This window comes from Roseibium sp. MMSF_3544, assembly GCF_030732845.1.
Taxonomy (GTDB): Bacteria; Pseudomonadota; Alphaproteobacteria; order Rhizobiales; family Stappiaceae; genus Roseibium.
The window spans coordinates 135,511-151,550 of record NZ_JASHKA010000004.1; the positions used below are offsets into that span (position 1 = coordinate 135,511).

Annotated in this window: 14 protein-coding genes; 10 read left to right on the forward strand and 4 right to left on the reverse strand. The window is 57.7% G+C overall.

From position 1 onward, the window contains the following. The first annotated feature begins 58 nt into the window (after window positions 1-58). Both RBB47_RS07405 and RBB47_RS07410 read left to right on the forward strand, forming a co-directional pair. Window positions 59-880 (forward strand): enoyl-CoA hydratase, encoded by an 822-nt coding sequence (locus RBB47_RS07405; protein ID WP_305985130.1) that lies wholly within the window; start codon window positions 59-61, stop codon window positions 878-880. A 42-nt stretch (window positions 881-922) separates the two neighbouring features. Beyond that, window positions 923-1,360 (forward strand): hypothetical protein, encoded by a 438-nt coding sequence (locus RBB47_RS07410; protein ID WP_305985131.1) that lies wholly within the window; start codon window positions 923-925, stop codon window positions 1,358-1,360. A 33-nt stretch (window positions 1,361-1,393) separates the two neighbouring features. Here the strand turns inward: RBB47_RS07410 and RBB47_RS07415 are convergent, their stop codons facing one another. Then, window positions 1,394-2,269, reverse strand: coding sequence for a GyrI-like domain-containing protein (locus tag RBB47_RS07415; protein ID WP_305985132.1), 876 nt, complete (start codon window positions 2,267-2,269; stop codon window positions 1,394-1,396). A 174-nt stretch (window positions 2,270-2,443) separates the two neighbouring features. On the opposite strand from RBB47_RS07415, the gene RBB47_RS07420 reads away from it, so the two are divergent. Together RBB47_RS07420 and RBB47_RS07425 are read left to right on the forward strand one after the other, a co-directional pair. After that, window positions 2,444-2,974, forward strand: coding sequence for a CoA-binding protein (locus RBB47_RS07420; protein ID WP_305985133.1), 531 nt, complete (start codon window positions 2,444-2,446; stop codon window positions 2,972-2,974). A gap of 148 nt (window positions 2,975-3,122) precedes the next feature. Next, entirely contained in the window at window positions 3,123-4,403 is a 1,281-nt protein-coding gene (locus RBB47_RS07425) for an O-acetylhomoserine aminocarboxypropyltransferase (protein ID WP_305985134.1), read from the forward strand. Between the two features lie 125 nt (window positions 4,404-4,528). Here RBB47_RS07425 and RBB47_RS07430 read toward each other — a convergent pair whose 3' ends face one another. After that, window positions 4,529-5,545 carry a COX15/CtaA family protein gene (locus RBB47_RS07430; protein WP_305985393.1) on the reverse strand — a complete coding sequence of 339 codons (1,017 nt, stop codon included), beginning with the start codon at window positions 5,543-5,545 and terminating at the stop codon, window positions 4,529-4,531. A 235-nt stretch (window positions 5,546-5,780) separates the two neighbouring features. On the opposite strand from RBB47_RS07430, the gene RBB47_RS07435 reads away from it, so the two are divergent. Continuing rightward, entirely contained in the window at window positions 5,781-5,996 is a 216-nt protein-coding gene (locus RBB47_RS07435; RefSeq protein WP_305985135.1) for a DUF2842 domain-containing protein, read from the forward strand. Here the strand turns inward: RBB47_RS07435 and RBB47_RS07440 are convergent. Further along, window positions 5,956-7,077 (reverse strand): polysaccharide deacetylase family protein, encoded by a 1,122-nt coding sequence (locus tag RBB47_RS07440; RefSeq protein ID WP_305985136.1) that lies wholly within the window; start codon window positions 7,075-7,077, stop codon window positions 5,956-5,958. The genes RBB47_RS07435 and RBB47_RS07440 overlap by 41 nt on opposite strands. Window positions 7,078-7,246: 169 nt before the next feature. Here RBB47_RS07440 and RBB47_RS07445 point away from each other — a divergent pair, with 169 nt between their 5' ends. Continuing rightward, window positions 7,247-8,413 carry a GNAT family N-acetyltransferase gene (locus RBB47_RS07445; RefSeq protein ID WP_305985137.1) on the forward strand — a complete coding sequence of 389 codons (1,167 nt, stop codon included), beginning with the start codon at window positions 7,247-7,249 and terminating at the stop codon, window positions 8,411-8,413. Between the two features lie 32 nt (window positions 8,414-8,445). Here the strand turns inward: RBB47_RS07445 and RBB47_RS07450 are convergent, their stop codons facing one another. After that, the gene (locus tag RBB47_RS07450; protein ID WP_305985138.1) at window positions 8,446-11,016 is read right to left on the reverse strand and encodes an exopolysaccharide transport family protein; all 2,571 of its coding nucleotides are present in this window, start codon (window positions 11,014-11,016) and stop codon (window positions 8,446-8,448) included. 196 nt (window positions 11,017-11,212) lie between these two features. On the opposite strand from RBB47_RS07450, the gene RBB47_RS07455 reads away from it, so the two are divergent. The 4 genes from RBB47_RS07455 (at window position 11,213) to RBB47_RS07470 (ending at window position 16,037) form a co-directional block, all read left to right on the forward strand. After that, window positions 11,213-11,770 carry a polysaccharide biosynthesis/export family protein gene (locus RBB47_RS07455; RefSeq protein WP_305985139.1) on the forward strand — a complete coding sequence of 186 codons (558 nt, stop codon included), beginning with the start codon at window positions 11,213-11,215 and terminating at the stop codon, window positions 11,768-11,770. 105 nt (window positions 11,771-11,875) lie between these two features. Next, on the forward strand, window positions 11,876-13,105 hold the full coding sequence (locus RBB47_RS07460) for a glycosyltransferase family 4 protein (RefSeq protein WP_305985140.1): 1,230 nt from the start codon (window positions 11,876-11,878) through the stop codon (window positions 13,103-13,105). Then, a complete protein-coding gene (locus RBB47_RS07465; protein ID WP_305985141.1) occupies window positions 13,105-14,712 on the forward strand; it encodes an undecaprenyl-phosphate glucose phosphotransferase in 1,608 nt (535 codons plus the stop codon). Before RBB47_RS07460 ends, RBB47_RS07465 begins: the two co-directional genes overlap by 1 nt. Continuing rightward, window positions 14,709-16,037, forward strand: a complete 1,329-nt coding sequence (locus RBB47_RS07470; RefSeq protein WP_305985142.1) for an O-antigen ligase — start codon at window positions 14,709-14,711, stop codon at window positions 16,035-16,037. Before RBB47_RS07465 ends, RBB47_RS07470 begins: the two co-directional genes overlap by 4 nt. Window positions 16,038-16,040: the final 3 nt, after the last annotated feature.

Below are 16,040 nucleotides of genomic sequence, written 5' to 3' on the forward strand. Positions count from 1 at the left end.
CAGGCCCACTGAGATCAGTTATAAGAGCTGCAAATCGTAGGTTATGCAGGAAGCCGATATGTCCCAAACCGCCGCCAACGACCAGATCGAAAAGCCCATGCTCGGCACGCTTCTTCATGAAGGTGTCTACCGGATCGTGATGCAGCGGCCGGAACGGATGAATGCCTTGTCGAGCGAGATGATGACAGCTCTTTCCGATGAGCTTGCCAAGGCCGCTGAAGACCCTGACGTGCGTGTGATCCTTCTAGGCGCTGAGGGCAAAGTCTTTTGCGCCGGGCATGACCTGAAGGAGCTGACGGCCGCGCGTGCGCAGGCCGACGGCGGGAAAGCAACCTATCAGCAGATCATGCGCCAATGCTCTAACCTGATGCAGCAGATCGTGCGGCTGCCGAAACCGGTGATCGCCGTTGTGACGGGCGTTGCCACGGCTGCCGGGTGCCAGCTTGTTGCCTCTTGCGATCTTGCCATCGCCACCGACACCGCGACATTCTGCACGCCTGGCGTCAATATCGGCCTGTTCTGCTCAACGCCAATGGTTGCACTGTCCCGCAATGTTGCCCCGAAACAGGCGATGGAAATGCTTCTGACGGGCGAAAGCATCGATGCGTCCACTGCCAAGGAATTCGGCCTGATCAACCGGATCGTGCCGCGGGACTATCTCGACCAGGTTGTCCAGAAATACGCCGAGGTGATCGCTTCCAAGTCTTCCAAGACGCTCAAGATCGGCAAGGAAGCGTTTTACCGTCAGCTGGAAATGCCGCTGTCTGAAGCCTATGACTTCGCCGCGCAAACCATGGTGGACAACATGCTGGCAAAGGATGCGGAAGAAGGCATTTCCGCGTTCTTGCAAAAACGCAAACCGGAATGGACGGATAGCTGAACGTAGCTCAGGCGTCCGCAAGTTCAGTCAAGAGCAGTTCGCATGGCAAAGGCAGGTTATTCGGGCCGTCCGCTCTCAGCAAAACTTGGACTGAAGCCCGGCATGTCCTGCTGGCGATCTGGTATGCCGGACGACATTGCCGCTTTGCTGAACGCGCAGGAGCCGGAGCAACGGCTCGTGCCCAAACCTTTCCCGATGCTTGAATGTGCGCATGTTTTCGTCCGCGAAAGGGAAGAGCTCGCACAACATCTTGGAAAGGTGCGCGAGCTCCTTGCGCCACAAGGCATGATCTGGGTTTCCTGGCCCAAAAAAGCCAGCAAGGTCCCAACCACCGTCTCGGAGGATGTAATCCGCGATCTTTGTCTGCCGCTGGGTTTCGTTGATGTAAAGGTGTGTGCCGTCGATGCCGTCTGGTCTGGACTGAAGCTAGTCATCCGCAAGGAACTTCGCGCCGAACAGAAGAAGAAGCTGGCCATTTAGGTCGGCAGCGACGCACCTTCCGATCCCGAAACGTCAGCGTAAGGGCAGATAAATTTCACAAGCGCTCTCATGTTCCGGCACGTCGGGAAATAGCGTCAACCGCTTCACAAACAAAGGGAAATCGCGCGGTTCTTCGCGACTTTGGGGAAGCCAATCCCGGTAGAGGGATCTGATCACCGCTTCTGCGAAATCCAGCGACCCGGTGTGTTCGAGGACAGCGCAGCGCCCAGCCGGTATGGTTTTGCGGACGATGCCAAAGTCGTTTGCGGCAACTGGCCCGGAGAATTCACAGCAGAAGTCGAAGCGAAAGTCTTCCGGAGGCGTCGATTTGGGGTCGTCGAAAAGAAGATTGTAGGTTGCGCTTTTCGTGGGCGGCAGCCCGTTTTCCCTGCGCCAGGCGATGAAGCGCTGAGCTGCCACGGCAAGCCCGGATTGCGGCCCGCGATGCTCAAGTGCGGCAACCTGCGTTTCGGGGAATTGGACGATGCGAACGCTTTCGCAATCAAGCATGATATCGGGCATGAACTGTCCTTTCAGCTCCGTGAGCGGTTGGTAGATTTCATGCCAGATGTCCCAATCAGGTGCTGAACGGAACGCAGACGGCGACTGTCCAAAAACACGTTTGAAAGCGCGCGAAAAGCTCTCGACGTTTTCATATCCTGCGTCAAAAGCAATGTCGGTGACCGACACCGCGGACCGATAAGCGAGCTTATGTCCTGCCTGTTTGAGCAACAGCAGCCTTCGATACTCGGCAACGCTTACTCCGGAAAGGGCCGAAAACTGCCGCTGAAAATGAAAGCGTGAAATCGAAGCTGACTTGGCTAAACGCCCGACATCCAAAGGATTCTCAAGTGAGCGCTCAACCTCAATCAAACTTCTTTGCAATCTCAGCCGAACGTCGGTCGTCATCTCAGCACTTCCGTTTCAAAACCATCTGGCAGGCACTGTGTTAAGCCAACCGAACCGCGCCCGCCTGACCGAACGTGCTCTTTTGAAACTTTGATCTGATTCAGCAAATCCAGGGCTTGCGGCGCCGCTTGGTTTCGCATTGGATGGCGCGGCAACGCTGAGGACAATCAATCAATGAATCACGACAGCTATTCAGACGCCTATATCAAAGCCATCCTCGATGAAGTCACAACCGTTGCGATGGTCGGTGCCAGTGCCAATCAGGTGCGGCCGTCCTACTTCGTGCTGAAGTACCTGCTGTCGAAAGGTTATGATGTTTGGCCGATCAATCCGGGTCAGGCCGGAAAGCAGATCCTGGGACAGACCGTTTATGCGTCCCTGGAAGACCTGCCGGCGGTGCCCGACATGATCGATATCTTCCGCAATTCCGAAGCTGCGGGCCAGATCGTCGACCAGGTCATTGCGAGCGGCCGGTTGCCAAAAGTGATCTGGATGCAGCTCACGGTCCGGCACGACGACGCTGCCGCGCGCGCGGAAGAAGCCGGGATCAGGGTCGTCATGAACCGATGCCCCAAGATCGAATATGGCAGACTGTCCGGTGAAATCGGCTGGGCCGGTGTGAATTCAAAGACACTTTCCGCCAAGCGTCCGGCACTCAAATCCGGTTTTCAGCACCGTGGGCTTTCGGGAAGCAAGTCCGACTGACCGGATCCGCTCCGGTGACGCCCGACTGAAGCCCTGCTAAGCCGTTGACATCGATATTCTAACGAGAATAGCCAAATAGAAAAATCCTGCTTTGACCTCCTCCGTGGCTTCGGTCAAACTGGCCGCAATTCCAACAGGGAGGTTGTTTATGAGCGAAAATATTCCAGGGTTTTCCACGCTAGCCATTCATGCCGGTGCTGCGCCTGATCCTTCCACCGGCGCGCGCGCCACTCCGATTTACCAGACGACTTCTTTCGTATTTGACGATGTCGACCATGCAGCCTCCCTCTTCGGCCTGCAGGCTTTCGGCAACATCTATACGCGTATCACCAACCCGACGACCGCTGTCCTGGAAGAGCGTATTGCGGCGCTTGAAGGCGGCACTGCGGCTCTTGCGACCGCATCGGGACATTCCGCCCAGCTCCTGTGCTTTCACACTTTGATGCAGCCGGGCGACAACATCGTAGCGGCTAACAAGCTCTATGGCGGCTCCATCAACCAGCTCAATCATTCCTTCAAGAGCTTCGGCTGGAACGTGAAATGGGCGGACCCGGACGACCTCAACACCTTTGAGGCTGCGATCGACGAGAACACCAAGGCGATCTTCATCGAAAGCCTTGCCAATCCGGGTGGGATCGTCACGGACATGGAGGCCATCTCAACCCTTGCCAAGGCTAAGGGGATCCCGCTGGTGGTCGACAACACCATGGCAACACCCTATCTCTGCCGTCCGATCGAGCACGGTGCCGACATCGTGCTGCATTCGTTGACCAAGTTCATGGGCGGGCACGGCAATTCAATGGGCGGCGTCATCGTAGATGGCGGCAACTTCGATTGGTCTGCCGGCGGCAGATACCCGCTTCTTTCCGAGCCGCGTCCGGAATATCAAGGTGTCGTTCTGCACGAGACCTTCGGCAACTTCGCCTTCGCGATTGCTTGCCGAGTCCTCGGTCTTCGCGATCTCGGCCCGGCGATTTCGCCGTTCAATTCCTTCATGATCCTGACCGGCATCGAAACACTGCCGCTGCGCATGCAACGGCATTCAGACAATGCCAAAAAGGTCGCGCTGCACCTGTCCGCGCACAGCAAGGTCAACTGGGTGTCTTATGCGGCCCTGCCGGAGGACCGGTATCACCCGCTACAGCAGAAATACATGCCCAAGGGTGCCGGTGCGGTCTTCACTTTCGGCGTTGAAGGCGGCTACGACGCCGGCGTCGCGCTGGTATCGAAGTGCGAATTGTTCTCGCATCTGGCCAATATCGGCGACACACGCAGCCTGATCATTCATCCGGCTTCGACAACACACCGCCAGCTGACGGACGAGCAGAAAACGGCGGCTGGTGCCGGACCGGATGTCGTCCGGATTTCCGTTGGACTTGAGGATGTCGACGACATCATCGCCGATCTCGATCAGGCGCTTTCCGGCTGATCGCATGACACCAAAAAGAAATGCCCGCTCCTGCGGGCATTTTTTTGTCCGGTCTAAAGCATCCGTTGAACTGGACATTTGTGCCGTCATTTGGAACCGAGCGCAGCGCTTTGCCCGGCACACTCTTATCCCCGTACCGGAAAAGGCCCTTTCAGGAGCGCCAGGTGATCGATGGCAGCCGCCAGGACAATGACCGCAAAGCCCTGGTGGATCAGCGCGACGGACAGCGGCACATGCCAGATCAGCGTCAGAATACCAAACGCGGCCTGGAGCAGGATGAATGCTCCGACATGCGCGCCTGCGCGCCTCAGTTCCTTGCGCTCGCTGACCCTGAATGTCGACCAGGCGAGCACCAGCCCGACACCGATCAGAACGTAAGCCGTCATCCGGTGCTGAAACTGCACTGTCAGCACGTTCTCGAAGAAATTCCGCCACAAGGGTTCCATGATCAAGAGACCGCTTGGGACAAGTTGCCCATCCATCAACGGCCAGGTGTTGAAGGTCAAACCGGCGTTGAGCCCTGCGACCAGACCGCCCAGGAAAATCTGAATGAAAACAAGCGTCAGCACCACCGCGCTCAGACCAGCCAGTCGGGCGCGTTCTTCCGGCATTGGCGCGTTCAGAGGTGAGAGCCTGCGCGCAAGCCAGAAAAGATAGGCAAAAATAATCAGCGCAAGCGTCAAATGGGTGGCCAGCCGGTACTGGCTGACATCGACCCGGTCGACCAGACCGGACGTGACCATCCACCAGCCGATAAAGCCCTGAAGCCCTCCCAGCGCAAGCGCAAAAACCAGTCTCGGTTTGAGCCAGGATTCAAGACGACCGGCGGCCCAGAAGGCAACCATCGGCACAAAAAACGCCACGCCAATGACGCGGCCCAGAAGTCTGTGCCCCCACTCCCACCAGAAGATGAACTTGAATTCTTCAAGGCTCATGCCCTTGTTGATCAGCTGGTATTCGGGAATTTGACGGTACTTTTCGAGTTCTTCCTCCCATTCAGCTTCTGTAAGCGGAGGAATGACACCGTGAATGGGTTTCCATTCGGTGATCGAAAGACCTGACTCGGTGAGCCGCGTTGCACCACCCACGACAACCATTGCCAGGATCAACGCGCACACGAAGTAGAGCCACCACCGGATCATCACCCGGCTACGCCTGATCCGTTCCAGCTTTGCCGGCAGGATCTGGGAGCTTCCTTCCCTGTTTGGATCAACAATTGCGTTCATGAGGCGGTTCCGGTTTTTCCCGACATGAATTTGACGTTTGGCTTGGGGAGATATAGGTGCATGGTCAAGACGGCAAGCGGCTTGAGACATTTTGCGGCAATCGGTCTCTCCTTCCGCGTAAATTAAACTTGTTCAACGGACTTTCCCGACGATGGTTCCCTCTTTTCGCAAATTCATCGGCATGGTGTTTCTGGTCGTTTTTGTAGTGGCCTACGCCTTCACGGCAATGGTGATCGGTGACATGACCTTGCAACAATCGTCACATCTTTTGCGGTTTGCCTATTTCGCCGTCGCCGGGCTGCTCTGGGTCGTCCCGGCAGGTGCCATCATCTGGTGGATGGAAAAAGGCGGGAAAAACCGGACCTGACACCGAAGCCGGAGGCAGCCCATCTTGCTGCCCGGTAAAGCGCGAAAGGCGCGCCTGTCAGGTACTGATCAACCACCGCCGGGTCCTGAAAGCGGCCGTTCAGGGAAACGCGAGGCAGCATCATCGGATCGCGGGCATTCGACGATTGCAAAACGCCGGGAAGCGTCGTGACAGAAGACGAAAAACCGATGTCTCGCAAGATATCAGCATCCCTCAAACTGACAGCATGAGACTTCCCGTAAGGATAAGCAAAGTGTTTCGGGCGGCGCCCGAGTTCCATTTCCAGGATCTTCATGCCTTTGAGCACATCCGCTCTGGCTGACGAACTGTCGAGCCGCGCCATAGCGTAGTGCTCGTGCGTATGCGCTCCGATGGTGACTAGCGGATCCGATGCCAGTTGGCGGACTTCATCCCAGGTCATCATCAAGCTCTCGGCAAGCTCTGCCAGATCGACACCGTATTTTTCGGCCAGAGCCCGGATGATCTTGCGCTGGTCCAACTCCCCCACTTCCAAGGTCAGGTAGTCGACAATGCGCTCGAAACAGGTGTTTTTTTCGGCCGCATCCCGGCAGGATATTCCGCTTTCTTCGCCAGCTTGCGTAAAGACGACCTCATCGTTCTCGGCAATGACGCGCTCCAGCGCAAGCCACCAAAGCTCGCTTGTACGTTCGATCAGCCCCGTGGCGACGAAGACAGTAAAGGGTGCCTGAAGTTCGGTCAGGATCGGCAGGGCGATGTCCAGATTGTCCCGGTAGCCGTCATCGAAGGTCAAAACGGCATAACGCCGATGCCCATAGCCCGATTTCAGCAAATCGACAGCTTCATCAAGCGAGATGATCTCATATCCGTTGGCCCGGATACGGTCGACCGCCTGGCGCAAGAAGTCCGGTGTGATCTCAAGATGACGGTTCGGTTGAAAGTCGCCTGTGCGCGCCGGACGGACATGGTGCATCATGAACACCGCGCCGCATCCTTGCGTCAGCGGTGCCATAACCCGTCCGAGCCCGGTTCCCTTCAGAACCGTGAATGCACGAGAAACTGCTTTCTGGCGTATGCCCATCTGGTTGTAATGCCCGTTCATCAATCAAGCGCCAGTAAGGCACGTATTCTTTAACATTTATTGCTAAACCTATCTGGGCCCAATCCGTTCCACCAGCACAACCTGAAGTTATCCGCGATGATCGTTAATTTGGGTTACCCGATCGTCACCGAATACCCGGACCGCGCTCAGCAAGGCCATGGACCCTGCCATGAATGACGACAAAACAAAGCTGGAAACCACAGTCCATTTGAGCTTCCGCGATGCGGCGGAGGACTGGGATCAGCTGAAGGATTCCAGCCACTCCAATCCATATCAATCGTTTCGATGGCTGGAAGCCTGGTCCGATACGCTGGGAAAGGAAGACGGTGTCGACCCGCTCATCGCGGTTGGACGCGTGAACGGCAAGGCGGTTGTCATCTTGCCTCTGGGGCGCCGGCACTCGTCGGGATCGGTGACACTGTCGTTCCTGGGACACGAGAGCGGCAATCAGAATACGGGTATTTGGGACCCGGATTATTACGCCAATGTCGGCGCCGAACAGATCTTCAGCTTCGTCAGAGACATTTGCGATCAGGTGGAAGCTGACATCCTGGTGTTCCAGAACGTGCCGGATACGTGGCATGGCCGCGCCCATCCCCTGGTTCTGCCGGCAGCGCCGCCCAGTCCGAGCCCTATCTTCGTCCGGGAATTGCCGGCGGACTTCGATAGTCTTTTTCTGGACACCCACAGCAAGTCTTCACGCAAGAACCTGCTCAGAAAGCAACGGCACTTGCAGTCAGTGGATGGCTATAGGGTTGTCAGGGCCGAGACACGGGAAGACATTCAGCGCGGTTTCGACGCCTTTCTGGAACAACGTGCGACACGCGCCCAGGAAACCGGTATTCCGAACGCCTTTGCCAGCGACACTGCACAGCGCTTTCTTGGAAAAATCCTTGGGTTGGACACTGAGGCGAATGGCGGACCGGAGGCTGTTCTGGATCTCTGGCTCCTGGAGGTGGACGGAAAAGTCCGGGCAACCTATTTGTGTGCGTCACAGGGCGGCACGATCCACGCATATTCCAACAGTGTTGCGCATGATGAGCTGCTACCGAACAGCCCGGGACTTGTCCTGATCAAGGAGATTATCGAGCGTGCCTGCTCCGATCCGGCCACGTCGACGCTCGATCTCGGCCTCGGTGAAGAGCGGTACAAGACCGCCTGGGCAGAACCGGTCGCCTTAAGGGATAGCAGAATAGCTGTTTCTTTCAAGGGATCTATCAAGAAAAACGTGGAAACTATTGGCGTCAATGCCAAATCCGCGATCCGCAACTCCGACGTCCTCTGGCCTTTGGTCAAGCGTTTGCGCAAATGGAAGGCAGGCTTGCGCCGGGCCTGACGATCCCGTTTGCGATTGCGCCAGCCCTCAGGTCAGGCTGCGTGACCGTCTCCGTTGCGACGCGGATCTGGGCTGGTCTGACCGGCAATGACCACTTCAACCCTGGCACCGGTATTGTGCGCCAGAAGATTGGCGGCGCTCTGAAGCTCATGACTGTGGTCGGGTGCGCTTGCGGCGATGAGAACACGATCGGCGAAACTCAACATACGTGCGCTGGCAAGTGAACCATCGATGGCTCCAAGGTCGACAACGACAGAATCGTAGGTGGACCTGATTGCGTCGAGCGCGAGCTTGAACCGGTCCGACTTGACCATGTCGTCCGTGATCGCAACCCGTCCGGCCTCAATGATATGCGCCTTGGAGACCGCGTCCCGGTAGACAACTTTCGCAAATGGCATCCGCCCGGAAACCACGTCCGAAAATCCTTCCGCCGCCTTCGCATCGGACTGGTCCGGGAACACTTCCACAACGAGTGCACTCGCCCCGTTTGCGGCGGCCTTGCGCACAAGATCGAACGCCAGATCATGAGACAGGGTTTCATCATCCACACTGAGAACAACGATGCGTCCCTTGACGTCAATGTCTTTGGAGAACGTCGTTTTGCCTGCAAGCTTGAAAGCAGCATCCTTGTTGGAAAGGGGCTTGGGCTCCGGCGCATCGTCAGGTCTGCGAAGGGATTTGGGTCCCCGCAGCGGCGCAATTTTCGGCGCCTGTTCCTCAGCCTTCTCGGCTGCCACGGTCTCTTGGGGTTCGATCTCAGCCGGCGTTTCAATCGACTCAGGCCCTTCGGCGTCGCTGTTGTCTTCGTTGCCGCGCAACTCTCCGATCCAGTCCGGTGAGACATCCTGATCATATTTGCTGCTTGTACGGCCCGGCATGCGCGCATTGTCCGGACGCTTGGCCCCGGTTTCTTCGGAAACGTCATCCGGATCGGCAATCGAGGGAATGTCGGCCATGTTGCCTGTGTCTTCGGAGACCAGGGAGCGCTCTGTGCTCTCTTTCCCGAGCGCCTGATCAAAGCCGTAAGTCGCTGCGGAAACGCCATAACCTGATTGCCAACCGAACGGCTCGCCAGTGTTGACCCCGGTGCTGGCAAACTGCTGACCGCTCGTAGCAGGCCGGTGTGCAGCAACGGCGGGTTCGACGGGGCTTGCAGCCGGCGGATGGGCAGCAACGCCCCCTGTCTGCCCCCTGTCGACGCTGTAAAGCGCCCTGCCCGTCAGAAACTCGCGCATCACCACAAAGGCGATACCCAGAATGAGAGTGACAAGGGCGGCAATAATGGTGCTTGAAATGATCTTGGGCGAATAGGGTTCAACCGGCACGCTTGCCCGTGAAATGATTCGAGCGTCTGCAGGAAGCACTTGGGCACGCAGCCGGGAATCTGCCTCCTGAAAACTAAGCAGGAGTTGGTCAAGCTGGGCAGCCTTGGCGTTGGCTTCGCGCTCCAGTTCACTGAGCCGGGCCTGATCTGCGTTGGACCGAGCGGCAGCGGCTTTCAAGTCTTCAAGCCGCGCTTCCAGCGCGAGCGCCTGCTGGTTGGCGACCTTGGCATCGTTCTCCAGGCCCTGAAGGATCTTTGTGGCCTCGGCTCTGATCTGCCTGTCATAGTCGCCCAGCTGCGATTGCAGCGATTTCAGTTGGGGATGGCTTGGCAAAAGGGTGATCGAGAGTTCTGCGATATTGGACTGGATTTCAACCTGCCGCTCGCGCAACCGCTGGATCAGCGCCGAATTCAAAACGTCGCTTGCCGTTTCCAGCGATCCTCCTGAATTGAGCAACTCCCTTAATAGATCGGCTTTTGCCTGCGCCTCGGCCTTCGAAGCCTGCGCTGCCGAATAATCACTGCTCGTTTCGGCAAGCTGCTGTTGGTTCAGAGGAATGTTGTCGGCTCCGATTAAAAGATCGGCGCGGGCGCGAAAGTCTGCAACTGCCTGGCGTGCAGCCTGGACTTCCTTGCGCAGCTCCACGATCTGCGGTTCCAACGCGGCGGAAGCCTGCTCAGTCGTCTGCCTCTTGGCACTCGACTGAAGCGACAGGTATTCGTCGACAATCGTATTGGCCACCTTGGCGGCCAGAACCGGGTTTTCCGCTGAATAATCAACGGCGATCACCCTAGAGCCTTCAAGACGATAGATATCCAGATTCTCGTAAAAGTGCTTGAGAACCCGCTCTTCTTCGCTGTTGCCGGCAGTATCGCTGCCCAGGCCGACCATCATCAGCAGATCGTTGATCAGCGAGGCGCTTCCCTTTGCTTCGTATTCGGGAATGGCGGCGAGGTTGAGCTTCTGGGCAACACGCCGCGCGAGATCCGCCGACATGAGGAGTTGAACCTGGCTGGCGACACCTTCGGCGTCGAGAAGCGCCCTCTCCTCCTCGATGCCGCGCGATGCACCGGGAAACTTGTTGTCCGTGCTTTCGATCAGGACACGGGCTTCGCCCTTGTATTTCGGTGCGACGAACTGAAGTCCGACGAAGATTGCCGCAGAGACGAACAGGGTGAGCGGCAGCAACCAGCCGAGCGAGCGCCCGATTGCGCGAAGGAGTCCCCCCAGATCCAACGCCATGTCGTCTTCGAGATGTGTCTGCCGATCAGCATTCATTGCCTAGATTCTCCACGTTCCGGCAAACTATGTCGAATTAGGGTAAGCGATCGGTTAAACCTTACGCAATTGCATGTCCGCACCTGTTAATCTTTGGGGCGGCTGCAAGGATGGCCGGTCGTGGTCCGACAAACGCTCTTCACCCTCAATTAACCATAACACGCGATGCTGCTCTTGAATTGTAGGAGAGTCGTTGATGCGAACGAGAGCGCTTCTTGTCCTGGGTCTTTGCCTGGGCCTTGCCGCTTGCAGTGGATACAGGCAGCCGCCGACAGCGTTTCATGAGACGCTGACAGAGCCCTATCGCCTGGATTCGAGTGATAGACTGCGCATCATTGTGTTTGGTCAGGAAGACCTTTCAAACACTTATGTCGTTGATCAGGCTGGGTATATTTCGTTTCCGCTCATCGGCAGCGTTGCTGCCAGAGGCAGGACGCAGCAAGGACTTGCATCGGAGATCGCAACGAAATTGCGGCAAGGCTATATCCGCGATCCGGACGTCTCCGTTGAGGTGGACACCTACCGGCCGATCTTCATCATGGGCGAAGTGCAAAATGCAGGCCAGTACAACTACGTTGCCGGCATGACGGTCCAGAATGCGATTGCCACGGCCGGCGGATTCAGTTCCAGGGCCCAACAATCAAATGTGGATATCACCCGTCAGATTAATGGTGAAATTCTAAACGGCCGTGTTCCCATTTCGGACCCGATCCGGCCCGGAGACACAATCTACATCCGGGAACGCTACTTCTAATCCTCCGTAAATTAACGGTGGACTCATCTCCCTTTGATACGGTGCAGCTTCAAGGCCTCACGGGTTCGAAAAGAAATCCGGGGGTAACAACAGGGATACTGCACCATGACAACGACCCCTATGCGGATCGTGCATTGTGTCCGTTCGCCTATCGGCGGAATCTTTCGCCATATCCGCGATTTGGCCATCGCGCAGGCGGCAGCTGGACACGACGTTGGCGTAATCTGCGACAGCACGACGGGCAGCGAATTCGACAATCAGATTGTCGAGGACCTTCGGCCGAAACTGTCGCTCGGCCTGGCGCGCTTTCCAATGCAGCGCCAACTCACTTTCCAGGACCTTTCCGCGACCCAGTCGCTTTACACGCACATTCGTGACCTCAAACCCGATGTCCTTCACGGCCACGGTGCAAAGGGCGGCGCTTACGCGCGGCTGATCGGGACCGTGTTGCGGCTGCGCGGCAACAAGGTCGCCCGGGTCTATTGTCCGCATGGTGGCAGCCTGCACTATGATCCCAACCGCTTCGAAGGACGCGTCTATCATCTCCTGGAGAGCATTCTCGGGCGACTGACGGACGGCCTTGTGTTCGTTTCAGACTACGAACGCGCGGCTTACGAGAGCAAGATCGGTGAGCCGAAAGCGCAGACACGCATGGTCTACAACGGTCTTACGCAAGAAGAGTTCAAACAGGTCACGGCAGACGAAGACGCCGCCGACTTTCTTTATATCGGCATGCTGCGCGACCTGAAGGGACCGGATCTCTTCATTGAAGCGCTTTACAACATACGTCTGAAGACAGGCGTCGCACCGCGCGCCCATATCGTCGGTGAAGGGCCCGACGAAGAGCGCTATCGCAAGATGATCGTCTCTCTTGGTCTGGACAAGGCCGTCACGTTTCATGGCGCCTTGCCGGCGCGAGAAGCTTTCAAGCTGGCGAAAACGGTCGTCGTCCCCTCCCGTGCTGAAGCGATGCCGTACATCATTCTTGAAGCGGTTGCTGCCGGGCGTCCCCTCATCGCGACACGTGTCGGCGGTATTCCGGAAATTTTTGGCCGCCACGCCGGCCGTCTGATCGAGCCCGGACACATCGGAAAGCTGACTGTCGCGATGGAGAACGCTCTTGCAGACCCGGACAAGATGCACAGCGACGCGGCAGACTTGCGCGGCTGCCTTGCCGAGACATTCTCCGTTGATCTGATGAGCGACCGCATCACGACGCTTTACCAGGACCTCAAAGGGCTGACGTCGGCCGAACACGGCGCGGCCGGCATGACGGAAGACGCAGCAGCTCTTCGCCGGACCCAGTCAGCCCTTGCCAGATCGAGCAACAGATAATGAACAAGCCCGCATTTCAATCTGACGAGGCTGTCGAACAAAGACCGGTTGCCGAAAGCGGCCCGGACCTGCGCCGTAACCTCGAAAAACAGTTCAGACAGAGCGTCGACGGGGCAATCGGGCCGCAGCCGCATCATACCCTGAAGACACCGAACTCCGGATTGTCGGTCAGTGCGCTTCAAATTGCACAAAGCCTGGGCGGCAAGGGCATTTCCCTTACCGTACTGACCGGAGTTACGCGCCTTTCCGACATTGTGCTGATCTGCGGCAGCGCCATTGCGGCGGCAGTGGCCGGAGGTGAGCTTGCGTCATTCGGCTGGCCGCATGTCTTTGTGACCGGAACCGCCGTTCTTTTTGCGCTGGCCTTTTTCCAGTCAGCAGACGTCTATCAGGTCCCGATTATGCGGCAAGGGCTGTCGCTTCTCGGCCGTGTCGCCGCTGGCTGGACACTGGTTTTCGCCATGCTGGCCTTGTTCCGGTCGACAACAGGCATTGGTGCAGGCATTACAGATACCTGGATCGGGTCCTGGTTTGTCTTCGGCCTTGCGACCTTGTGCCTGTCACGCGTGGTCGTGCACAGTCTGGTGCGTCACTGGATGAACACGGGACGGCTTGAACGCCGCGCCATCATCGTTGGCGGCGGCACCGCCGCAGCTGAGCTGATCCATGAACTGGAGGCCCAGGCGGACAACGACATCCGGATTTGCGGGATTTTTGACGACCGCTCAAACGAACGCTCGCCGCCGGTGGTTGCCGGGTATCCGAAACTCGGCGACATCAGCGCTCTGGTCGAATTCGCAAGGCTCGCCCGTATCGACATGCTGATCGTGTGCATTCCACTTCGCGCTGAAAAACGTGTTCTGGAACTCCTGAAGAAGTTGTGGGTGCTTCCTGTCGATATCAGGCTGTCCGCCCATACAGACAAGGTCCGCTTCCGCAGCCGTGGCGCGTCCTTCATCGGAACTGTCCCGTTCGTTGACGTCGTCGAAAAGCCGATTGCCGACTGGGATATGGTGGCAAAGCGCGTTTTCGACCTTGTCTTTGCGTCACTTGCAATTGTGACCCTGTTTCCGCTGATGATCGCCGCTGCAATCGCCATCAAGATGGAAAGCCGCGGGCCCGTTTTGTTCCGGCAGAAACGCTACGGTTTCAACAACGAGATCGTCGAGATACTGAAGTTCCGGTCCATGTACACCGACATGGCAGACCCGGACGCGAAGAAGGTCGTGACCAAGGGAGACCCGCGCGTGACCAAGGTCGGCCGGTTTATCCGCAAGACGTCAATTGATGAGCTGCCGCAGCTCTTCAACGTTCTGGCCGGCACTCTGTCGCTTGTCGGGCCACGCCCGCACGCGGTCAATGCCCACACTGACAACACCACTTGGGATGATGTGGTTGACGGCTATTTCGCACGTCACAAGGTCAAGCCGGGTGTGACGGGCTGGGCCCAGATCAATGGCTGGCGCGGTGAAGTCGATACGCCGGAGAAGATCCAGAAACGCGTCGAGTGCGACGTTTATTACATCGAAAACTGGTCTATCCTGTTCGATCTCAAGATCCTGTTCCTGACGCCGTTCCGCCTCTTCAATACGGAGAACGCTTATTGAGCTTCGCGACCGGACATTTCGGCGGTGCGCCAGGTGCGCATGCGCGGGTCGGTGTGCCGGTCAGAAGTCTCGGCAACGGCGCTCTGTGGCTGGCCGCCTTCCTGTCCGGTTTCGTGATCGAGGAACCGGCCCCTTATGAACTCTACATGGTGCTGCTTTCCGTTGTCTGGCTGGCCTGCGGGCTAAAGCTGCGCCCGGAGTTCGGCCCGCTGATCATTTGCCTGATGCTCTATATCGCAGGCGGCCTTGCCTCCGTGCCGATGTCCGACGACCTCGGCGAAGCGGCCATGTACATCGCCGTCACAAGTTTTCTTGCCATCACCGCCATTTTCTACGCGGCGATCCTGGCGGACGATCCGCAACGCTTCCGCATCATCCAGAACGGCTACACGGTCAGCGCGGTTTTTGTCTCACTGATCGGCATAGCCGGGTACTTCCAGCTGTTTCCCGGCGCCGACTATTTCACACTTTACGACCGGGCACGCGGTACGTTCCAGGATCCGAACGTGTTCGGTCCCTTCCTGGTACTGCCGGCGCTCTTGCTGATCCAGAAGCTGCTGCGCCATTCGTTTTTCAAAAATGTGCTGCTGCTGGTGCCGCTGACAATCCTTCTCCTCGGCATTTTCCTGAGCTTTTCCCGCGGGGCGTGGGTCGTTCTGTTTGCCGGTGTGCTGATTGTCTATTTCCTGGCACTGGTGACGGAACAGAGCAACCGGCGCCGGGGCCGCCTTCTGCTGCTCGGGATTGCCGGCAGCCTCGGCGTTTTCGCATTGCTCCTGGCGGCGCTTTCCATCGACACGGTTGCCGAAATGTTCGAGCAGCGCGCGCGCCTCGTCCAGGACTATGACAGCTCCCGTCTCGGCCGGTTTGCGCGCTACTACTACGGATTTCAGCTGGTGATGGAGTATCCGCTCGGCCTCGGCCCGCTGCAGTTCCGCAACTATTTCCCCGAGGACGAACACAACGTTTATCTGAAGGGGTACACCACCTACGGCTGGCTCGGCGGCACGGCCTACATCGCGCTGGCCATCTGGACGCTGTGTGCGCTCGTACCGCTGTTGTTCAAATCCAGACCCTGGACAGGGTTCACACACTGTGTCTTCGCCGTTTTCGCCGCACACCTGATCCTGTCCGTCATCATCGACACCGACCGCTGGCGGCACATGTATATGCTCTACGGTCTGGCGTGGGGCATGATCGCGACCGACAGGATCGAACAACGGCGGTTCCGCGCCCAGAGAGCCGGCCGGGATCGACTGGATGGGCAAACAAACAACTCCAGGCCAATAAGCAGCTTGCGCTCTCACAGCGAACAAGCTAGGTAGGTC